General features: G+C 60.7%; 16 protein-coding genes. 6 read left to right on the top strand and 10 right to left on the bottom strand.

All coding sequences use genetic code 11. The features are described from left to right. Positions 1 to 207: 207 nt before the first annotated feature. From AC6I1V_RS12695 to rsfS, 4 genes are all read right to left on the bottom strand, one after another. The gene (locus AC6I1V_RS12695; protein WP_486853600.1) at positions 208 to 1,095 is read right to left on the bottom strand and encodes a GNAT family N-acetyltransferase; all 888 of its coding nucleotides are present in this window, start codon (positions 1,093 to 1,095) and stop codon (positions 208 to 210) included. A gap of 1,373 nt (positions 1,096 to 2,468) precedes the next feature. After that, complete coding sequence (locus AC6I1V_RS12690; RefSeq protein WP_005028848.1) at positions 2,469 to 2,711, bottom strand: hypothetical protein; 243 nt, start codon at positions 2,709 to 2,711, stop codon at positions 2,469 to 2,471. Beyond that, complete coding sequence (gpmI, locus tag AC6I1V_RS12685; protein WP_486854988.1) at positions 2,708 to 4,294, bottom strand: 2,3-bisphosphoglycerate-independent phosphoglycerate mutase; 1,587 nt, start codon at positions 4,292 to 4,294, stop codon at positions 2,708 to 2,710. Before gpmI ends, AC6I1V_RS12690 begins: the two co-directional genes overlap by 4 nt. A gap of 24 nt (positions 4,295 to 4,318) precedes the next feature. Then, the gene (gene rsfS, locus AC6I1V_RS12680) at positions 4,319 to 4,801 is read right to left on the bottom strand and encodes a ribosome silencing factor (RefSeq protein WP_486854987.1); all 483 of its coding nucleotides are present in this window, start codon (positions 4,799 to 4,801) and stop codon (positions 4,319 to 4,321) included. Positions 4,802 to 4,973: 172 nt separating this feature from the next. Between rsfS and AC6I1V_RS12675 the strand changes: the two genes are divergently transcribed. Beyond that, on the top strand, positions 4,974 to 6,278 hold the full coding sequence (locus tag AC6I1V_RS12675; protein ID WP_479859830.1) for a phenylacetate--CoA ligase family protein: 1,305 nt from the start codon (positions 4,974 to 4,976) through the stop codon (positions 6,276 to 6,278). A 278-nt stretch (positions 6,279 to 6,556) separates the two neighbouring features. Here AC6I1V_RS12675 and AC6I1V_RS12670 read toward each other — a convergent pair whose 3' ends face one another. Continuing rightward, on the bottom strand, positions 6,557 to 6,877 hold the full coding sequence (locus tag AC6I1V_RS12670; protein WP_486854669.1) for a hypothetical protein: 321 nt from the start codon (positions 6,875 to 6,877) through the stop codon (positions 6,557 to 6,559). A 549-nt stretch (positions 6,878 to 7,426) separates the two neighbouring features. Here AC6I1V_RS12670 and AC6I1V_RS12665 point away from each other — a divergent pair. Then, a complete protein-coding gene (locus AC6I1V_RS12665; RefSeq protein WP_302552192.1) occupies positions 7,427 to 8,611 on the top strand; it encodes an MFS transporter in 1,185 nt (394 codons plus the stop codon). Between the two features lie 298 nt (positions 8,612 to 8,909). On the opposite strand, the gene AC6I1V_RS12660 is transcribed toward AC6I1V_RS12665, so the two are convergent. The 4 genes from AC6I1V_RS12660 to AC6I1V_RS12645 all read right to left on the bottom strand — a co-directional run bounded on the left by AC6I1V_RS12660 (position 8,910) and on the right by AC6I1V_RS12645 (position 13,516). Continuing rightward, positions 8,910 to 11,375, bottom strand: a complete 2,466-nt coding sequence (locus AC6I1V_RS12660; protein WP_302552193.1) for a Lon protease family protein — start codon at positions 11,373 to 11,375, stop codon at positions 8,910 to 8,912. Positions 11,376 to 11,587: 212 nt separating this feature from the next. Then, positions 11,588 to 12,511 (bottom strand): hydroxymethylbilane synthase, encoded by a 924-nt coding sequence (gene hemC, locus AC6I1V_RS12655; protein ID WP_486854670.1) that lies wholly within the window; start codon positions 12,509 to 12,511, stop codon positions 11,588 to 11,590. Between the two features lie 137 nt (positions 12,512 to 12,648). After that, complete coding sequence (locus AC6I1V_RS12650) at positions 12,649 to 12,885, bottom strand: FmdB family zinc ribbon protein (RefSeq protein ID WP_308771422.1); 237 nt, start codon at positions 12,883 to 12,885, stop codon at positions 12,649 to 12,651. Positions 12,886 to 12,907: 22 nt separating this feature from the next. Beyond that, positions 12,908 to 13,516 (bottom strand): D-sedoheptulose 7-phosphate isomerase, encoded by a 609-nt coding sequence (locus tag AC6I1V_RS12645; RefSeq protein WP_302552197.1) that lies wholly within the window; start codon positions 13,514 to 13,516, stop codon positions 12,908 to 12,910. Between the two features lie 223 nt (positions 13,517 to 13,739). Here AC6I1V_RS12645 and AC6I1V_RS12640 point away from each other — a divergent pair, with 223 nt between their 5' ends. The 4 genes from AC6I1V_RS12640 to gatB all read left to right on the top strand — a co-directional run bounded on the left by AC6I1V_RS12640 (position 13,740) and on the right by gatB (position 18,627). After that, complete coding sequence (locus tag AC6I1V_RS12640; protein WP_308771423.1) at positions 13,740 to 14,609, top strand: NAD(+)/NADH kinase; 870 nt, start codon at positions 13,740 to 13,742, stop codon at positions 14,607 to 14,609. Then, the gene (locus AC6I1V_RS12635) at positions 14,606 to 16,378 is read left to right on the top strand and encodes a hypothetical protein (protein WP_486854671.1); all 1,773 of its coding nucleotides are present in this window, start codon (positions 14,606 to 14,608) and stop codon (positions 16,376 to 16,378) included. Before AC6I1V_RS12640 ends, AC6I1V_RS12635 begins: the two co-directional genes overlap by 4 nt. 2 nt (positions 16,379 to 16,380) lie before the next feature. Then, complete coding sequence (locus AC6I1V_RS12630) at positions 16,381 to 17,013, top strand: DUF4254 domain-containing protein (protein ID WP_482332021.1); 633 nt, start codon at positions 16,381 to 16,383, stop codon at positions 17,011 to 17,013. Between the two features lie 189 nt (positions 17,014 to 17,202). After that, positions 17,203 to 18,627 (top strand): Asp-tRNA(Asn)/Glu-tRNA(Gln) amidotransferase subunit GatB, encoded by a 1,425-nt coding sequence (gatB, locus tag AC6I1V_RS12625; RefSeq protein WP_302553964.1) that lies wholly within the window; start codon positions 17,203 to 17,205, stop codon positions 18,625 to 18,627. Between the two features lie 364 nt (positions 18,628 to 18,991). Here the strand turns inward: gatB and lplA are convergent, their stop codons facing one another. After that, positions 18,992 to 20,032 (bottom strand): lipoate--protein ligase, encoded by a 1,041-nt coding sequence (gene lplA / locus AC6I1V_RS12620; RefSeq protein WP_337430687.1) that lies wholly within the window; start codon positions 20,030 to 20,032, stop codon positions 18,992 to 18,994. Between the last annotated feature and the right edge of the window lie 169 nt (positions 20,033 to 20,201).

The following is a 20,201-nucleotide window of genomic DNA, read 5'->3' as shown; positions in this document are numbered from 1 at the left end:
ATGTCATATGCTCTTAGACAGGTGCCTAGCTTCTCAAGCTGGTATCGTGAAAAAAAGTCTCCGTCAAGGGGGAAGTGCCTGATCCGACGCCCCCTAGCAGGTGCCAACACCCCCATTTTCGTGAAAAAACAAACGAATATCTCTTCCCTTTGCCTGCTTGAACGCTCAATGAATGCCCATATATCCTTCTTGTGATGCAACACCCTTTTAAAAAAGGATTTCATCGCTCAGGGCATACTCCATGAACAAGCCGCACGGCTCAAACCCTTGCCGCCTGTATACGGGTTCCCCCTCGACCGAAGCCTGCAACACCGCTAAAGAGGCTCCCGCAGCTTGTGCAGCCCGCAAAAGCGCAGCCGTCATAGCCCCGCCGAACCCCCTTCTGCGAAAGGCTTCACGAGTGCTGATCATATGCAATCCCGCCGTATTACCTTTTTCACTCAGGAAGAGTTCCCCGCTGGCCGCAGGCACCTCCCCGGCAAAGCCCACAAACAGGCGCATAGGCGCAACGGCTTGAAACAATGCCTGTTCCGCAACCTTGTAGAACCTTTTCACATCTTCGTCCGGCGGGTTCCAGTTGGCGGCGAGAACCTCCGCATAAGCGGCGAGTTCCGAGGCCGCCCTGACCTGCACGATCCGCAGCCCCTCCGGCGCCTCCCCTTCCGGCGACCAGCGGCCCAAGGGCAAAGCCATGCCCGTTTCACGCTCCCCTATCCCGTATCCCGCCCGTTCAAACACCGTCCGCTGGCGGTTCAGCGCGCCTTCGTCCTCGGCGCTGGCCCACACGGTAAAGGGGCGCTCAGTCGCGGGAGGCAGCGCTGCCCCCGGCAACGCCAGCAGATCACGGGGGCGTTTGCCCGCGAACCAGTCCGCAGCGGCACTCAGCAGGCTTTTTTCCATCCCCTGTGCAACCCGGCAAGGCAGGCCGTCTCCCCCGCATTCCCAGAGCACCTTATTGAAGGTATCCGATCCCAAGCCCGAATCAACAAGCAGCGCCCCGCCCAGATCCCGCAGCATCATGCCGGGTGTCCGGCCTTGCAGGAACGCCACATGCCCAAACAAGTTTTCCAAAGCAGCCTGATAGTAGGGTGTCATAAGTAAATCCTTTGGGGAAGGGAGAGAAAGAGGAATCGGGGAGGGGGAAGGGCCCCTTTTGAAAAAGGGCTCCCTTCCCCCTCCCCGAACCCCTCCCCCATCCCCCTAAAACTTTTGTGTGCGGATGGAAATTTTCCCTCTATGAGACAAAGGGCCGCACCGAGGCTTATCAGCCATCAAAACAGTATCCCAGAGATGGATGCGGTTTCTCCGATCCCTTCAACACACTGATTGCGTTGATAATATCCCAGACGCATGAATGCGGCAGCCTTATAACATTTAAGGCTCTGTCAGAATATACGGTTGTTTTATTTCCACAATATGGTGAAATTATAGACTTTTTACCAAACCTTTTCCGCTGAAGGACTTCATGGCTGGGGCATTTTATCAGTTATTCCTTTGAAATTTCAAGAAATAAAACATCAACCGCTTCCTATGGCACAGCCACATTGAATAATGATTCATGGGCTCCGGCATAAGGAATCGGGGAGGGGAAGGGCCCCTTTTGAAAAAGGGCTCCCTTCCCCCTCCCCTATCCCCCTAAAACTTTTGTGTGCGGACGGAAGTTTTCCCTCTATGAAGCAAAGAGCCGCACCGAGGCTTATCAGCCATCAAAACCGTATCCCTGAGTATGGATGCGGTTTCTCCGATCCCTTCAACACGCTGATCGCGTTGACAATATCCCAGACGTATGGATGCGGCAGCCTCATAATATTTAAGGCTCTGTCAGAGTATACGGTTGTTTTATTTTCACAATATGATGAAACTATAGACTTTTTATCCAACCTTTTCCGCTGACGACTCCATGACTGGGGCATTTTATCCGTTATTCCTTTGAAATTCCAGGAAATAAAACATCAACCGTTTCCTATGGCACAGCCACATTGAATAATGATTCATGGGCTTCGGCATTAGAATGCAGTTGTTTTATCTCCATAGTATGGTGAAAATACGGCCTGTTTCTCCATTTTTCCCGTTGGCGGGTTTCATGGGGATACCTTTTATCGATTATCCGTTTGGAATTTCAAGACTAAAGCATCAACCATTTCTATGACGCAACCCTCAAATAAAAAAGGCTCTGTTATAGCTTGTGGTTGTTTCATCTCCACAGTGCTGTGAAAATACAGCCTTTCTTTCCGGTTTTCCTCTTGGCGGAATACAGGGCTAAGGCATTTTGTCGGTTATCCCTGTGGAATTTCAAGGAAAAAAGTATCAACCATTTTCTATAACACAGCTATAAAAAAGGGAAAGCCGTTGCGCGGCCTCCCCACCGGTCGAAAATCTTGGGAAGGTGAGAGGAGGGGGTTCGGGGGAGGGGAGAGGAAACCTTTCTCTAGAAAGGTTTCCTCTCCCCTCCCCCGATTATCCCCTAACTATGCGAAATCAGGATCCAAAGCGGCGCGGCCGTTGGCGAGCATGATCTTGACGTAATGCACGGTGCGCTCATCCACCGGCATGACGGGGAAAGGCTCCCCGCAGGACTCGCAGCGGGTCATGGAAGGCTGCGTCGGCGCGATTAACGGATTGCGGCGCCCGCAGCCGGGACAGCGATAGAAAAAGACGAGCTCCATGCTCTCCGGCGGCACGGGCTGTACTGGACGACTGGAAAGGCTCATCCCCTCACTCCTTCGACAAGGCTTTCGCCGCTCATGACGCCCGGCTTGGCAAGGCCCCACAAATCCAGCAGCGTGGGCGCAATGTCCCCAAGCTTGCCGCCGGAACGCAACGGAACGGCCTGTTCGCCGTCCGCGCCCCGCTCCACCACAACCAGCGGAACCTGATTGCAGGTGTGGGCCGTCTGGGGATGCCCGGTTTCATCCAGCATCACCTCGACGTTGCCGTGATCCGCCGTCATCAGCACACGGCCGCCGGAACCCAGCACGGCTTCCACCAGCCGGGCCACACAGCCGTCCACATACTCAAGCGCCTTCACCGCCGCCTCGATGACGCCGGTGTGCCCCACCATGTCGGGGTTCGCCAGATTGCAGACCGCCAGCGTATACGGCACGCCGTCCTTTTCCGGCCCGGCGGCCCACGCTTCGAGGAAGCGATCCGTCACCTCAAGCACGCTCATCTGCGGCTTGAGATCGTAGGTCGCCACATCCTTCGGCGAATTGACGAGGATGCGATCCTCAAGGGGGAAGGGCTCCTCACGCCCGCCGCTGAAAAAGTAGGTCACATGGGCGTACTTCTCGGTTTCGGCGATACGGAGCTGATGCGCGCCCGCGTCAGCCACGACTTCACCGAGCGTCTGCACCAGATTTTCCTTGGGAAACGCTACCGGCACATGCAGCGAACTGTCGTAGGAAGTCATGGTCACAAGGCCCGCCAGTGCCGGGACGCCGCCGCGATCGAACCCGTCAAAATCAGGGAAATGGAAGGCGCTCACCAGCTCGCGCCCACGGTCGGCGCGGAAATTGATGAAGAAGATGCCGTCGCCGTCCCTGACGCACACGTCGGCGGGATCGCCGAACACCTGCGGCTTGAGGAATTCGTCGGTTTCCCCGGCGGCATACAGGGCTTCAACGGCCGCCACAGGATCGGAGGCGCGCTGGCCTTCGCCGTGGACCATCATGTCCCACGCAACCTTTACCCGCTCCCAGCGTTTGTCGCGATCCATCGCGTAAAACCGCCCCACGAGGGAAGCCTGTTCCACCGACACGCCGGAATGCGCCGCCCGCGTCCGCGCCATCATATCCCCAAGCTGCGCAAGGAACCCCGCGCCGCTGGTGGGGCTGGTGTCGCGCCCGTCCATAAACGCATGGACGCGCACGTCCACTCCGTGGGCCGCGGCGATGTCCATGAGCGCGCCGAGGTGGTTGATGTGGCTGTGGACGCCGCCGTCAGACAGCAGGCCCGCGAAATGCAGCCGCCCGCCCGTCCGCTTCACGCCCGCCAACAGCTCAAGCAGGGCGGCGTTGGAGGCGAGTTCGCCCGTCTCCATCGCCACGTCGATGCGGGTCATATCCTGATACACGATGCGCCCGGCCCCGATATTGAGGTGCCCCACTTCGGAATTGCCCATATATCCGGCGGGCAGCCCCACCGCGCGCCCGGAGGCGTCGATGCGCGTTGCGCCCGGCAGGGAGATGAGCCGATCGATGTTGGGCGTCCGGGCAAGGCCGGCGGCATTGCCCGGCCCGGCGGGAGCCAATCCGTAGCCGTCAAGAATGAGGAGCAGGGTTGGGGTGAGGGACATGATGCACTTCCTTGGGGCTGGGGCTTACTCTTCGTCCCCGGCGGGTTCTGCGCGACGGGGGGACACCGTGGGCATTTCGCCATACAATGCGGGGGATTCCTTCCAAAGGGATTCGATGCGGAAAAGCTCGCGCACGTCCTGCTGGAAAATATGCACGACGATGTCGTTGAGGTCGGCCAGAATCCACTGCCCGGTCTGATAGCCTTCCATGCGCAGGAATTCGTAATTGTTCTTGGTGCACTGTTCCATCAGGCCGTCGGCGAGGCTCTTGGCATGGCGGAGCGAAGACGCCGTGACCACGATGACCACGTCCATGCACGGGCTCTTGCCCGCCACGTCGAGGGCCACGATATCGCGGGCCTTGCTTTCTTCGAGCCACTTCACAAGAACGGTCGTTTTCTCGGAAGCCGACGCCGTGGAAAATTTGCGGGCCGCCTGTGCTTTGGGGGCGGGGATGTTAGCGGGGGTTGCCTGAGACGCCGTAGATGTAGAGTTATGTTGTTCCATCGCCGAGGCATACTCCATTTTCGGGTTGATCGCAACGAAAGCCCTGCCCCTTCCGGGCCCGGAAACCACTGATGGACAGGGTAAAAATCCCCTTTTTCGGCTCTTGACCGCTCCGGGCAAATGGGGCAATCCTCGTGTGTCTCGACTTTACGCATTCCGTTTGGAGGACTGTATGATTTTCAACATAGACAAGGAAACGATGCCGCGGGAGAAGATTCGGGAAATCCAACTGAGTCGCCTTCAAGACCTGTGCCGTCGCGTTTACGCCAATGTCCCCTTCTATCGCCGCAGTTTCGACGAAAAGGGCATCAAGCCTGCCGACGTGCAGTCGCTGGACGATCTGAAATTCCTTCCCTTCACCCTGAAGCAGGACATGCGGAACAACTACCCTTACGGGCTGTTCGCCGTCCCGATGGAAATGATCCAGCGCATCCATGCCTCCAGCGGAACCACCGGCAAGGCCACCGTGGTCGGGTACACCAAGCGCGATATTGAAATGTGGGCCGAATGCGCCGCCCGTTCATTGGCCGCGGCCGGAGCCACCGCCAATGACATCGTGCAGGTTTCCTACGGCTACGGCCTGTTCACCGGCGGCCTCGGCGCCCACTACGGCGCGGAACGCCTCGGCGCGACCGTCATCCCCATGTCCGGCGGCTCGACCAAGCGCCAAGTCCAGCTTATGCGCGACTTCGGCGCGACCGTGCTCTGCTGTACGCCGTCCTACGCCCTGCATCTCTATGACGCGGGCCTCGAAATAGGGATCAACATCAAGGATCTGCCCCTCCGCCTCGGCGTCTTCGGGGCCGAACCGTGGACTGAGGAAATGCGCCGCGAAATCGAGGACAAGCTCGGCATCACCGCGACGAACATCTACGGCCTTTCCGAAATCATGGGCCCCGGCGTTTCCCAGTCCTGCGCCAAGGAACAGCACGGAATGCACATTTGGGAAGACCATTTCCTGCCCGAAATCATCGACCCCGCCACCGGCGAAGTCCTGCCCGAAGGCAGCACCGGCGAGCTGGTCATCACCACGCTGACCAAGCAGGGCATCCCGCTGGTCCGTTACCGCACCCGCGACATCACCTCGCTGAACTATACGCCCTGCTCCTGCGGCCGCACCCACGTGCGCATGAACCGCATCACGGGCCGCAGCGACGACATGCTGATCATCCGCGGCGTGAACGTCTTCCCCTCGCAGATCGAAAGCCTGCTCCTCGAAGTGCAGGGCGTTTCCCCGCACTATCAGCTCATCCTCACCCGCGAGAACAACCTCGACTACGTTGAGGTGCAGGTCGAGCTCGACGGCGCGATGTTCTCCGACGCGATCAAGGATCTCCAGCAGCGCGAGCAGCGCATCCAGAAGGGCATCAAGGAATTCCTCGGCGTCACCACCAAGGTTCGCCTTGTGGAGCCGCACTCCATCCCGCGCTCCGAAGGCAAGGCCGTCCGCGTCATCGACAAGCGCGTGATGCAGTGATTCATATTGGGGTTGAGTGAAGATTGGGGAGGGGGAGGGGAAACTTTCTCTAGAAAGTTTCCCCTCCCCCTCCCCAAACCCCACCCTCTCCCCTTCAAAGATTTTCGACCTTATCGAATCCCTGTTCCCGGCTGTACCGTAAATGAAAGCCTTCCTTCGTATGAGGGGAGGCTTTGCTTTTGGCTCTGGCATAACAAGAGGCTGGTATTTCATTTCATGTAATTCAAGACAGATGCCGAGGAAAGCCGTTTTTGTCGCTGGGGTCGCCAGCAGATGGCTTAAAAAAACTCAATGGAAACAACAAATTTGGCTGTGTTATAAAAAATGGTTGATATTTTTCTCTTTGAAACTCCAAAGGGATAACCAACAAAATGTTTGGCTGTGTTAAAGTTTCCGGCTGATACAGCAATCAGAGGTCGTTCATCTGCCCCTGTTTCAGCGAAATATTCGCTGCCGTGAAGGCGGACGCACTTCCAGCGCGGTGAAAGGCATCCTCCGGCAACGGCTGACGGCGCTTCGTCTCGCGCGGCTTCGCCGCTCTCGACCGCGCTTCGCGAGACATTTGACCGCTCCTCGCCCCCTCCATGCCCCATTGCCATGCGGTGGGGGACGTCCTCAAAGTTCGCTGACGCTCGCGCCTCCGGCAGTTAAAGGAGTATATTTCTCTTGGCTGTGTTATAGAAAATGGTTAATGCTCTTTCCTTGAAGTTCCAAAGGGATAACCGACAAAATGCCTTATCAGTGAATCCAGCCAAGGGGAAAACCGGAGAAAAAGGCTGTATTTTCACCGCACTGTGGAGATGAAACAACCACATATATGACAGGGCCAAGGATTTTAGAGAGCTCTCCACAGGGGCCTTCATTTACCTCCTCAACGGGCGATGAGGCTGAGCTGACGCCGGGCCTCTCCATTGGGGGGCTCATTCGCCGCCTCGCCTTCCGGCGATTCCACGAGCCGGGCGGCAAGCAGGAACCGGTTCCGTCAAGGCCTTCGCGTTTCCAATGAAATTTTCATTTAATTATATAAAATTTAAAATGATTTCTTAGAAAATCATCAAACAGGCGAATGCCTCGTTCCATCGCCTGCCTAGCCTTCCGGGGAAGATGGAGGTATGCTGCAAAAGCGATTACAGTCAGGAGTGTGTTCCATGCCCCCGAAAGATGTACCCATGCCGTTCCGGACAGCCCTGCCGTGGGCGGGATTCGTTGCGCTGCTGTTTCTCTTGAACTACATGTCACGCTCCACGCTGACGCCCCTGCTTGTCTCCATTGAGAAAGATCTGGGCATCGGGCACGCGCAGGCGACGAGCCTCCTCCTGATGCAAAGTGCCGGGTTCAGTTCGGCACTGGCCGTTTCCGGTTTTCTCCTCTCGCGCTTCAAGCCAAGGCAGATTGCGGCCATCCCATTGGGCATCGCCGGGTGTATCCTCCTCCTGATGCCGCTGGTGCACACGCTCGGCCAGGCACGTCTTGTTTTCGTAGCTTTCGGGCTCGGTGTCGGTTTCTATTTTCCGGCGGGCATGGCAACCCTCTCCTCGCTTGTCTTCCCCAAAGACTGGGGCAAAGCCGTCGCCATCCATGAACTGGCCCCAAACACGGGCTTTATCCTGATCCCCCTGCTCGCTCAGGCGGGGCTCATCTTCACGGACTGGAGGGGGGTCTTCGCCATCATGGGCGCCCTCATGATCTGTACAGCCTCGGCGTTCCTGCTCTGGGGACGCGGCGGCAATACCTGCACCGACGCCCCATCCTTCAAGGGATGCGGGGCACTCCTCAGAAACCCTGAAAGCTGGATCGTCTCGCTGCTGCTGGCCGTCTCCATGATCGGCGAATTCTCCGTCTACAGCATCCTGCAAATCTTCCTCGTCAGTGCGGTAGGATTTGGGCCGGAAGAGGCCAACTTAGGCCTCTCCGTCTCCCGCCTCGCCATGCCGGTCATCGTCATCACCGCCGGATGGGCCGCCGACCGCTTTAACGCCAAGCGCACCGTCAGCGCCTGTTTCCTGCTCCATGCCGTTGCCCTGTGCCTCATGTCCGTGGACGCCTCAGTATCCCGCATCCCCGCACTCTGCGGCGTATTCCTGCAGGCTGCTTCAATGGCCTTCGTCTTTCCGCCGCTGTTCAAAGTCTTCGCCCAGAGCTTCTCCCCCAATGAGCAGCCCATCCTGCTTTCCTTGACCATGCCCGTCGCCGGGCTCATCTCCGCCGGGGGCATCCCCTTCTTCATCGGCTACTGCGGCGAATACTACACGTTCGGCCTCGCCTTCCTCACCATCGCCGCCATGTCCGTGGCAAGCGCCGTTTCGGTCGCCTACTTGAAGAACAGGAAATAACACAGTCCGATATTCAAAAAATATTCCCTTTGCCCCTCCTTCCCCAACCATTCGGTTATACCAAACCGCCCATCCCTGTTTCCAACCCAATAAAAACCGCCCGCTCTCCCGATAAACGGACAGCGGGCGGCCTCAACTCCGGCTCCTCCTGCTCCATCCCCCCTCAACAGGGAAAAACGGCAACAGGGATTCGATAAACACGAAAATCTTTGAAGGGGAAAGGAGGGGGTTTGGGGGAGGGAAGGGGAAACTTTCTCTAGAAAGTTTCCCCTTCCCTCCCCCAACAACGCCTACCCCCCTACTGCTTCCTTCTCCTCAACGGCTTGGAATACGCGTGCTCGGCGCTGTGGCCGAACTCCTGCAAGCGGCGATCGACGAGATCGTAAAGGGAACCACGGGTGAACCCGCCGTTCTTGAGGGGCTTCCCGGCGGGGATGCCGGTCAGAAGCTCAAGCGCCTCGGTGATGTGCTCCACCGGATAGATGCCGAACTTGCCCGCATCCACAGCTTCACGGATGCGCGGCGAAAGCATCAGATGATCCACGTTGTCGCGGGGGACGATGACGCCCTGCTCGCCCGTGAGCCCACGGCGGGAGCAGATGCCGAAAAAGCCTTCGATCTTGCGGGATACGCCGCCGACCGCCATAATCTGCCCGGACTGGCTCACCGCGCCGGTGATGGCGAGGGACAGCTTGAGCGGCACTTCCGAAAGCGCCGACAGCAATGCCGCCAGCTCCGCGCCGGAGGCGGAATCCCCTTCGATGCCGCCGTAATTCTGTTCGAAACACAGGCTCCCGGTCATCACAAGCGGCTTGTTGCGGGCGAACTGATCCACAAGATAGCTCTTGAGGATAAGCATGGCCTTGGTGTGGATGGGGCCGCCGAGCTCGGCCTCGCGCTCAAGGTCGATGATGCCGCCGTGCCCGACGCCTACGGTGCAGGAAATCTGATGCGGCAGGCCGAACTCGAAATCCCCGTACCACGACACCGACAGGCCGTTGACCCGCCCGACGGCGGAACCCGACGTCCGCACCTTGATGAGCTCGCGGTCATACTCTTCCATATAGAGCTCTTCCACAAGGTTCGCACGGTACATGCGGGCTTCGAGCGCCTCTTCCAGATGCTCGGCCTCCACCAGCGCGGACTGCTTCATGGAAGCCATCGCGGAGGCTTCGATCATCACGTCGCGCATGAGCGGGAACTTGAGCGACAGCTTGCGCTGATCCTCGGCCACGCGGGAGCTGAAATCCACAAGCCCCGCCAGCGCGGTGCGGCTGAACGGCAGGAGGCGCGTCTCGTCGATGATCCCGGCGATGCGGATGAGCCACGAACGGATGTCGGCGGCGGTGCGCTCCACCGTTTCGGTCATGTGCGCCTTGATCTTGAACAGCTTCGCGAAGCGGTCGTCGTTGGTCAGCAGGGCTTCGTACAGTTCCTCGTTGCCGATGAGCACGACCTTGAGGTTCAGGGGAACCGGCTGCGGCTCGATGCCCTTGGTGCGGACAGCGCCGTCCGGCACGTCGCCCGCTTCCTCAAGCCGCGCGGAACCGGCGCGCAGGGCGCGGAGAAGCCCTTCCCATGCGCCGGGATGTTGGAGGATGTCCTCAAGGTGCAGGACAAGGAAACCGCCGTTGGCCCGGTGCAGGGACCCGGCCTTGATCAGCGTGAAGTCCGTAACCAGCGCGCCCATTTCCGACTCGCGCTCCACGCAGCCGAGCAGGTTGGCGGTGGTGGGGTGGTCTTCGATGATCAGGGGCGCGCCCTTGTTCCCGCTGTTGTCCACAAACACGTTCACGTCATAAAGGTACGTGTCCGTCTCCGGATGCTGCGCATCGCCGGACAACGCGGCGCTCAGGGCCTGCGGGGGCTGCGTTTCGCGGGGCAGGAAACTTTCCGGGTGATCCAGAATATCCTGACGCAGGGCCTCGAAATACTTTTTCAAGGCGGAATCCGGCTCGCCGTCCGGCCCGGCGCAGTTCTTCAGGATGCGCTCCACGGCGGGGGCCAGCACGGCGGACAGCACAGAGCCGATCACTTCCCGCTCCAATGTCCTCTCGTCCGAACGGAAGGACTGCTCGGCGGAATTCAGCTTGCGCACCATACCGGACATGGCCCGCAGGAGGGTATCGCCCTTCTGTTTGAGCCCCTGACGCAACGTGGGATCGAGATGTTCGTACTCGTCTTCGCTCAGGCGCTTGCCTTCCACCAGAGGATACAGGGTCAGGCTGCCCTGATCGTCCATATCGAGGTTGAAGCCCTGTTTCCCGGCGGTCTTGTCCATCTGCTTGATCAGCCCGGAACGCACGGCCTGAAAGCGATCCTGCAATTCGGAGCGTTTCTTGACGTAACTCTCGTTTTCCAGACGGACGGGCAGTTCCTTGCGGATGTCCGCCAGCGCCTGCGAGAGGATGGAACGCAGCTTCCTGCCCTGCCCCGCGGGGACGGACAACAGCAGCGGGTGATCCGCGTCATCAAAATTGTTGACGTAAAGCAGATCCGGCGGCGTCTGGGCCTTGCGGATGCGGGGTTCGAGAAACTCCCGGAGCATGTAGGTACGCCCAAGGTTCGACTCGCCGGAAAGATAGACATTGTACCCTGCCGTATGGATGTGCAGCGCCAGCTCCAACGCTTTGAGGGCACGGGGCTGCGGGGCCACCTTGCGGTGCCCGTTGCGCGGGATGGCGTCGCTCGTTTCCCAAGGGATGCGATCCGGGGGCAGGCTCGAACAGAGGCGCTGGCCGGGCAGAGACTTTATTTTACTCATACTCTTCCTATATGGATTCAAAAGGCCACAGGGAGGGGAGAGAAAACCTTTCCGGAGAAAGGCCGTCCCCTTCCCTCCCCATCCCCTTTCAAAGGCTTTCGCCGTGAAAAGAGCGCGGCACCTCCCAAAAGGCATCGGCTTTCCTTGCGGCGCAGGCCGGGAACCCCAAACGGGAGGGCCGCAGCCGGGACAGCCCGGCGGCGGGAAACTTACTACGCGTACACCCTGGCGAGGATCTCGGCCCCGCCGTCCTCGGCGAGGGATCGGGCCAAAGCGAGGCCCACGGCGCGGGCTTCATCGGCGCGGCCCGTCACCTTGCGGCGGATGATCACCGAACCGTCCACTTCGCCGACCAGACCTTCCAGTTCAAAGGTGTCGCCGTCGAGCATTTCCGCGTGCCCGGCAATGGGAACCTGACAGCCGCCGTCAAGCCCGGCGAGCAGGCCGCGTTCGGCCTCCACGCAGATGCGGGTGGGGCGGTGCTCCATGAAGGCCAGCATTTCAGCGAGATCCTTGCGATCCTCACAGAATTCGATGCCGAGCGCGCCCTGCCCCACGGCGGGGATGAACGCGGGCGGGGCAAGCGGGCGCTCCTTGGGCACGGACAGGCCGAGGCGCTTCATGCCCGCCGTCGCCATGATGATGGCGGCGAACTGCCCCTCCGTCAGCTTGCGGAGCCGCGTATCCACGTTCCCGCGCAGGGAAACGACTTCAAGATCCGGCCTCTGGGCCAATACCTGCGCCTGGCGGCGGAGGCTGCTCGTGCCGACCACGGCCCCGGCGGGCAGGCTTTCCAGCGAATCGTAATCCACCGAAAGGAACAAATCCGTGGGGTCCTCGCGTTCCGGCACGATGCCGAGGATGAGGCCCTCAGGAAGCTCCATGGGAACGTCCTTCATGCTGTGTACGGCGATGTCCGCCGCGCCGGAAAGGAGCGCCTCCTCAATTTCCTTTACGAACAGCCCCTTGCCGCCGACCTTGGCCAGCGGCACGTCAAGGATGATGTCGCCCTTGGTCTTGATGATGTTCAGTTCCACCGCAAGGCCGGGATGCGCGGCTTCGAGGCTGTCCTTCACATGGTTCGCCTGCCAGAGGGCCAGACGGCTGCCACGGGTGGCGATAACGAGTTTTTCCATAACGATCCTTGGCTGGTGGATACGGTGCCTTTTTGAGGGACGCCGCCGTACCGGAGCCGCCCCCTCACACATATCCGGGAAAGGGAAACCCGGAGAAAGGCCGCCTTTCGGAAAGCCCCTCCCCGGCTTTGGGGAATTTAGTGGCAGCTCGCGCAGTTGCCGCCGGAGCAGCCGGCGCATCCGCCCCCGGAAGACGGCGCGGAGGGCGCGCCGAAATCTCCGAGGCTTCCGCCTTCGCAGTGGCGGCACGGCTTGGAGATGAGCTTTTCCGTGGCTTCGGCACGGCAGGCCGGGCACACCGGGGTTTCATCGCCGAAAACAAGTTCTTCAAATTCATGGCCGCAACGGGTGCAGCGGTATTCAAACATGGGCATGACGCTTCTCCTGTAAACGTATTCAGTCAAGCATAGGCTTGATGGCCATCACATTTTCAAAAAGGTAGTAGTCCGTCAGCGCGCAGAGCATATGCCCGATGGCGGCGTGCGTCTCCTGCACGAGCGGCGTGGACGGATGCCCCACCGCAAGGAGGATGTCGCACAGCGGGGCCATGCGCCCCCCCCCGTCCCCGGTCAGGCCGATGGTGAACAGGCCCTGCTTGCGGGCCGCCTGCAGCGCGCCGATGACGTTGGCGCTGTTGCCTGAGGTGGAAATGCCGACGAACACGTCGCCGGGCCGCCCAAGCGCCTGCACCTGCTTGGTGAAGACGAGATCGTAGCCGAAATCGTTGCCGATGGACGTCAGCACGGAAGAATCGGTCGTCAGCGCGATGGCCGGAAGCGGAGGCCGATCCATCAGGAACCGGTTGACGAATTCCGCGGCCCAGTGCTGGGCGTCCGCCGCGCTCCCGCCGTTGCCCGCCAGCAAAATTTTGCCTCCGCGCGCCACGGCGACGGCCATGCGCCGGGCGGCCTCGGCCACCTTGCCCCCGTGGACGGCAAAAAAATCGCGGCGCAGTTTCGCGCCGTCTTCCGCATGTTGGGAAATCATTTGCAGGGCTTTGTCCATAAAGATGCTCCTCCGAACCGCATGGCCGCATACACAGATAATCCCTGATTCCCGTTCTGCAACCCGCCTGCGGCGAACTTTGAGCTATAAGCGAAACAGCCCCCGCTGACAACTCCATGCGGGCCGTGCGGCATCCCCACAACCCGCCGAAACGATACGGCGGCGGTACCGGGCGCCCAAGTTTGCTATTGAAGAATCACAGGGATTCTACTACTGAAAGCAGATGCACTCCGTCACCTCCATACTTCTCGTCACCAAGGCCCGGCATGCCGCCGCCGAAGCCACCGCAGCAGCCGTCGGCCAGTGGCTCGGAGCCCACGGCGTGGCCTGTTCCGCCCTTCCCGCCGACTGCCCTTCCGAAAAACTCGTCGGCAGGGCCCGCACCGCCGACGCAATCCTGATCCTCGGCGGCGACGGCACTTTCGTCGGCGTGGGCCGCAAGCTCGCCGGGCTGGACATCCCGCTTCTCGGCATCAATTTCGGGCAGGTCGGCTTTCTGACCGAGCTTCCCGCCGCCGGCTGGGAACCTGCGCTGGAACGCCTCCTCGCCGGAAAGATGATCACGCGCACCTGCCTCCTGCTCGCGTGGGAGCTCCTGCGTGGCGGGACGCCCATCGCCAGCGGGCACGCCGCCAACGACGTGGTGGTCGGGCGCGGCGCCATCGCCCGCGTGCTGCCCGTCCATGTGTCCGTGGACGGCGAAGACATGGGCGTCGTGCGCTCCGACGGGGTGATCGTCTCCACGCCCCTCGGCTCCTCGGCGTATGCCCTGTCCGCCCACGGGCCGCTGGTGCACCCCAAGGTGCAGGCCCTCACCCTGACGCCCATTTCGCCCTTCTTCAAGAGCTTCCCGCCCATCGTCCTGCCCGCGGACTCCCGCATCCGCCTCGAAACCGACGACGCCGCGCCCGACGCGTTCCTGACCGTGGACGGGCAGGAAGGCATCCCCCTGTGCGGCGGCGACGTCATCCGGGTGCAAAGCCTCGACGCCGGGCTGCGCGTCCTTTCCTGCTCATCCGGCACCTATTTCCAGCGGCTGCGCGAGCGCGGCTTTATCCAGACGGGCGGGACGTCCGCCCCGGAGCAGGCATGAACAGGCTTCCCGACATCGGAAAGGTCAGCGATCTCCGGCTCGGCGACCATCCCGGCTTTGATGCGTGGTTCTACAGCTTTTGCGCGGAAAACAACATCGAGCACGGCATCAACCCCAGCGGCGTCGCCAGCCCGGAGCAGCTCCGTTTCATGGTCGCCTTGGACGAGCGGCAGGTGTACGCGCCGTGTTCCGACGCCACCTTCCGGGAACTGGCGGCCTCCTTCCACCTCCGCAGTTTTCCGCCCCGCGTGCGCAGCCAGTATATTGCGGCATGGCGCTCCATCATCCGGGTCGTCCGCTACGAAAAAGACCGCCAGAAGCGCCGCGACATGATCAACTACTGCCGCCACCGCTTCCGGGGCTGCCTCGCGCTCGGCAACATCCTGCCCTCCCGCCTCGTCAAGCGGCTGGTCACCACGCTCATCAGCCATTTCGACGCGGGCGATCCGTGGCTGAACGAACGCCTGTTCTACAACGAAACGCTCGCCTCCTTCCTCCGTTCGCAGGCCCTGCAGAATGCCCTCGGACGCCTGCCCGACGGCCTGAGCGCCGAGGGCATTCCCGATCTGCGCCGCGCGCTGGATCTGGCTGAGCTGGCCCGCCTCTTCCACCTTGCCGGGCGCTCGCACCGCACCCTCACCCAGCTCATCCACAACTGCGCGGCGGCGGAAAGCGGCAAGTGCGGGTTCCCGGACATCTTTACCGGTTCCGAAGCCTTCATCCCGCAGGTGGAGGAGCTTTTCCCCGGCCCGCCGCGCACGTTCCTCTACATCTGCGCGATGGAGGGCGGCCTTGCCCTTGATCTGCGGATCATCCAGACGCTGCTGCGGCTGGGGCACAAGGTCATCCTGACGCTCAAGGAAGCGCCGGTCTACTACGCCCCGACCATCTGGGACATGGATCGTGACCCCCTGCTGGTGGACAGCCTGCCGGAATCCCATTTGTTCAAGGCTCCGGCCGCATCCAAGAACGAATTGCTCCGCCGCCTGCGGGAAAACCGCCTGCTCATCATTTCGGACGGCACGGGCGAGCGGCTCAACCTGTACCGCACCTCGGTCACCTTCGCCCGCGCATGGAAAGAAAGCGACGCCGTCATCGCCCGCGGACGCTGCAACCGCGACGTGCTCCTCGGCACGAGCCACCTCTTCACCCGCGACGTCTTCTGTTTCTGGGAGGATCGCGGCGAAGTGCGCATGCAGCTCAAGCCCCATGCGCCCGGCATCCGCAAGTTCAGCGAGCAGGCGCTCACGGCCAAGGCCCGGACCATCATCAAGAGCATGCGCGCCTCCAAGGACAGCGGCAAGGCCGTAATGTTCTACAGCTGCATCATCGGCAGTATCCCCGGCCAGACCGCCACGGCGATCAAGGTGGCGGACACGTTCGTCCGGTCGCTGCGGGAGCGGCTTGATCAGGTCTTCATCATCAACCCGGCGGAATATTTCGAGCCCGGCATGGACGGGGACGATCTCATGTTCATGTGGGAGCAGGTGCAGCGCAGCGGCCTCATCAACATCTGGCGCTTCCAGAGCATGGAGGACATCGAGGCCAGCTTCGGGCTCATGGGGCTCAAGGTCCCGCCCGTCTGGTCGGGCAAGGACGCCACCTTCTCCACCGGATGCACCAAGGAAATGCGCATCGCTCTGGACATGCAGCGCTCCCATCCCGAACTCCAGATCGTCGGCCCCGGCCCGGAAAAATTCTTCCGCCGCGGCGACTACGGCGTCGGCAAATTCTTTGACGCCACCATCTCCAACGCCTATCAGGAATAGCCATGACCACACCCACGCAACTGTTCACGCTTCTGGATGCCTGTTTCGACGCCCAAAACGAAGCCACGGCCCTCTGGCACAGCCAGGAACCCGAAGCCGCCGACGTCGCCCCCGACGCCCCAGCCTCCCCCGATGTGCTCCTTGCCCTCGTCCGCGCGCAACACCTGCGGAATTTCCGGCTCTGGCACATTGAGGACACGGCCCGCCGCCGCGACGTGACGCCCGACGTCATCGCAGACTGCAAGTACCGCATCGACAGGCTCAATCAGGAGCGCAACGACCGCATAGAGCGCGTGGACGCCTGCCTCGTGGCCCTGCTCTCCCCGCTGCTCCCGGCCTCGCCCGCGCCGCACATCAATACGGAATCCCTCGGCATGGCCATCGACCGCCTTTCCATCCTCAGCCTCAAGATCTGGCACATGGACGAGCAGGTCAGGCGCACCGACGTGACTCCCGAACACATCGCCTCCTGCGAAAAGAAGCTCGCAGTCCTCAAGGAGCAGCGCGCCGACCTCAGCCTTGCCGTCAAGCACCTCGTCACCGAGTTCGTCGAGGGGACCAAGACCCCCAAGCTGTATTTCCAGTTCAAGATGTACAACGACCCCACGTTGAACCCTGAGCTGTATGGAAAATAGATGAGAATCGGGGAGGGGAAGGAGAACCTTTCTGAAGAAAGGCTTCTCCTTCCCCTCCCCGAACCCCACCCCTTCCTCTCCCAAGACTTTCATCTTTTTGGGTGAGGCGCTTCGTCAGCCGTGCGGCAGGGCAAAAGGGGTGTCGTCAGAAAACATATTGAGAATCGTTCGGCCTTTCGGAGTCGCCCTATGTCCGCTTATGAAACCGTCATCGGCCTTGAAGTGCATGTCCACCTCTGCACCAAATCCAAGCTGTTCTGCTCCTGCCCCACGACGTTCGGGGTGGAGCCCAATACCAACGTCTGTGAGGTGTGCGCCGGGATGCCGGGCGTGCTGCCCGTCCTGAACCAGACCGCCGTGGAGTACGCCACCCGCGCGGGCCTTGCCCTTAACTGCACCATCAACAACGATTCGGTATTCGCCCGCAAGAACTACTTCTACCCCGACATGCCGTACAACTACCAGATTTCGCAGTTCGAGCGCCCGCTGTGCGAATTCGGGCATCTGGACATCAACGTCGGCGGCGAAGCCAAGCGCATCGGCATCACCCGCATCCACATGGAAACCGACGCGGGCAAGAATATCCACGAAGGCGACCACAGCTATCTCGACCTCAACCGCGCCGCCGTGCCGCTCATCGAAATCGTGAGCGAGCCCGATATGCGCAGCGCCGAGGAAGCGGTGGCCTATCTCAAGGCCCTGCACGCCATCGTGGTCTACCTCGGCATCACGGACGGCAACATGGAGGAAGGCAGCTTCCGTTGCGACGCCAACGTATCCATCCGTCCCAAAGGCGCGGCCGAGTTCGGCACCCGCACCGAGCTCAAGAACCTGAACTCGTTCCGCCATGTGCAGAAGGCCATTGAGTACGAAGTTGCCCGCCAGCAGGATGTTTTGGAGGATGGGGACAAGGTGGTTCAGGAGACCCGCCTGTTCGACAGCGTGAAGGGCATCACCATGTCCATGCGCGACAAGGAAGAGGCGCACGACTACCGCTATTTCCCCGACCCGGATCTCGTGCCCGTACACATCACGGATGAGCAGCTCGAAAGCTGGAAGGCCAGCCTTCCCGAACTGCCCGCGCAGCGCCGCCGCCGGTTCATGGAAGAGTGGAAGCTCCCCGAACAGGATGCGGACATCATCACGTCCGACCGCGCGCAGGCCGATCTGTTTGAGGCGGCTGTGGCCCTGTACAACGAGCCGCGCAAGATAGCCAATTACATGACCGGCCCCATGCTCCGCGAGATCAACCAGACCGGCGTGGCGCTTAAAGATTCCGCCCTCAGGCCCGAAGCCCTTGCCGAACTCGCCAAGATCGTTGACGGCGGCCTTATCAGCGCCAAGATCGCACAGGATATTTTCAGCGAAGTGTACGCCAACGGCGTCATGCCCGAAGCCTATGTCCGCGAAAAGGGCCTTGTGCAGGTGTCCGACACTTCCGCCATCGACGCCGCCGTCTCCGAGGTGATCGCCGAGAACCCCGCCGAAGCCGAAGCCTACAAGGGCGGCAAGACCAAGCTCATCAGTTTCTTCGTCGGGCAGGTCATGCGCAAGATGAAGGGCAAGGCCAACCCCGCCCTCGTCAATGAAGCGTTGGGAAGGTTGTTGAAATAGGGGAAGAATATTGGAGGGGGAGAGGGAACCCTTCTGGAGAAGGGTTCCCTCTCCCCCTCCAAACCTCCCCCTCTCCCTCCCAAGACTTTCGACTTTATAGAATCCCCATTCTCAATTTTACTGGATAAAAGAGCCTTCCTCCGTATGGGGGAAGGCTTTTTTTGCCATATTCTAGAATAAAGAGAAAAAGAATGAAGCAGGTTCCCTTTTCTAAAGAGGAGCTGCTCCAGGGAAAGCTGGGAACAGGGATTCAATAAACATAAAAGTCTTTGGAAAGGGAGGGATGGGGTTTGGGGAAGGGAGGGAAAGCTTTTCTTCAGAAAAGTTTTCCCTCCCTTCCCCAACATATCCACCCCACCCTACCCTACCTGCCCGGCAGCAAAAAGGCTTTCAGCTCAACCGGATCGCAGCCGCTGAACAGCAGATGCAGCGGAAAACGGTCAAGCACGGGCGAAAGGGCCTCGTTCGTGTAGGGGACGCCGCGCATGGCCTCTTCCAGATCACAGATCTCGCAACCGCTCGCCTCGTCGGTCAGGCTCTTGCCCGGCCCGGCCATGAAGAAATCGCCGTAAAAATGGCACTCGGCCACGCTGCCCTGCCGGATGTCGTAGGAAACTTCCACCTTCCCCCAAGGGAAACGCTGCGCCTTGCGCTCCGTGAACGGAGGCGATGCGCCGTACGTCCAATCCCACGTCGAATATTTGGCGTCCCGCAGACGGGTGACGGCGACGAAATCCGCCGCGCTCATCCGGTATTCATCCCCGGAACGGTGCTCCATGATCGCATCGCGCACGCGCTGCACCGTCAGCGGCGGCAGATCCGGGGAGTGCTCCGCCAAATACCCGGCCAAATTCCCCACGCGGCTGCGGACAGAGGCCACGCCCTTTGACTTGTACTTGGCCGGGTCCACATTGAGCGCCTGAGACAGGACATCGAGATCGCTGTCGACCAGAATGCAGCCGTGATGCAGATAGCGCATCCCCCGGCGGCAGTGCGCCACGCCAGCCACCTTCAGGCCGTCCAGCATCAGATCGTTGCGCCCGGAAAAGGCCACGGGCAGGCCGAGCTTTTGCAGCGCCTCGGCAATGGGTTTTCCGGCTTCACTGAAGGCGGGCAGGGTTCCTTCCTTCTCCAGATGATGGATGAAGGTATAGTTGAGCGTCCCGGCGTCGTGATAGACCGCGCCCCCGCCCGTCATCCGGCGCACCACGCTGATCCCGCGTTCGCGCACGAAATCGGCGTTCACTTCCTGACGGGTGTTCTGGAACCGCCCCACCACGATGGCCGGGCTGTTCTGCCACAGGATGGCGTAACCGGGATGTCCGGGCTCGATCCGGCCTAAAAAATATTCCTCAAGCGCAAGGTTGAATGCCGGATCGAGGGAGTGATTTACAATCCAATACATGCGGAACTCCATAAAAAAACTTTCATAATGGCGCAGTCCCATTATGAAAGTCCCAAAGGGCCGGGAAAACGGCAAAGAGAGGAGAAGGAATCCCCGACGGCGAACCGTCGGGCGTCGCCCGTAATCCTTGGCGGCGGCAAAGCGTTCTTTGCTGATCCCTTCCCCTCCT

It is taken from the genome of Bilophila sp. T19-St14 (assembly GCF_059728385.1).
Note: the sequence above shows the minus strand (reverse complement) of the source record. Positions and strands in the feature narration are given on the sequence as shown.

Bases quoted from the DNA above. Each gene is read 5' to 3' on its own strand.
- AC6I1V_RS12695 (WP_486853600.1), bottom strand. From the start codon at position 1,095: ATGACACCCTACTATCAGGCTGCTTTGGAAAACTTGTTTGGGCATGTG.
- AC6I1V_RS12690 (WP_005028848.1), bottom strand. From the start codon at position 2,711: ATGAGCCTTTCCAGTCGTCCAGTACAGCCCGTGCCGCCGGAGAGCATG.
- gpmI (WP_486854988.1), bottom strand. From the start codon at position 4,294: ATGTCCCTCACCCCAACCCTGCTCCTCATTCTTGACGGCTACGGATTG.
- rsfS (WP_486854987.1), bottom strand. From the start codon at position 4,801: ATGGAACAACATAACTCTACATCTACGGCGTCTCAGGCAACCCCCGCT.
- AC6I1V_RS12675 (WP_479859830.1), top strand. From the start codon at position 4,974: ATGATTTTCAACATAGACAAGGAAACGATGCCGCGGGAGAAGATTCGG.
- AC6I1V_RS12670 (WP_486854669.1), bottom strand. From the start codon at position 6,877: ATGGCAATGGGGCATGGAGGGGGCGAGGAGCGGTCAAATGTCTCGCGA.
- AC6I1V_RS12665 (WP_302552192.1), top strand. From the start codon at position 7,427: ATGCCCCCGAAAGATGTACCCATGCCGTTCCGGACAGCCCTGCCGTGG.
- AC6I1V_RS12660 (WP_302552193.1), bottom strand. From the start codon at position 11,375: ATGAGTAAAATAAAGTCTCTGCCCGGCCAGCGCCTCTGTTCGAGCCTG.
- hemC (WP_486854670.1), bottom strand. From the start codon at position 12,511: ATGGAAAAACTCGTTATCGCCACCCGTGGCAGCCGTCTGGCCCTCTGG.
- AC6I1V_RS12650 (WP_308771422.1), bottom strand. From the start codon at position 12,885: ATGCCCATGTTTGAATACCGCTGCACCCGTTGCGGCCATGAATTTGAA.
- AC6I1V_RS12645 (WP_302552197.1), bottom strand. From the start codon at position 13,516: ATGGACAAAGCCCTGCAAATGATTTCCCAACATGCGGAAGACGGCGCG.
- AC6I1V_RS12640 (WP_308771423.1), top strand. From the start codon at position 13,740: ATGCACTCCGTCACCTCCATACTTCTCGTCACCAAGGCCCGGCATGCC.
- AC6I1V_RS12635 (WP_486854671.1), top strand. From the start codon at position 14,606: ATGAACAGGCTTCCCGACATCGGAAAGGTCAGCGATCTCCGGCTCGGC.
- AC6I1V_RS12630 (WP_482332021.1), top strand. From the start codon at position 16,381: ATGACCACACCCACGCAACTGTTCACGCTTCTGGATGCCTGTTTCGAC.
- gatB (WP_302553964.1), top strand. From the start codon at position 17,203: ATGTCCGCTTATGAAACCGTCATCGGCCTTGAAGTGCATGTCCACCTC.
- lplA (WP_337430687.1), bottom strand. From the start codon at position 20,032: ATGTATTGGATTGTAAATCACTCCCTCGATCCGGCATTCAACCTTGCG.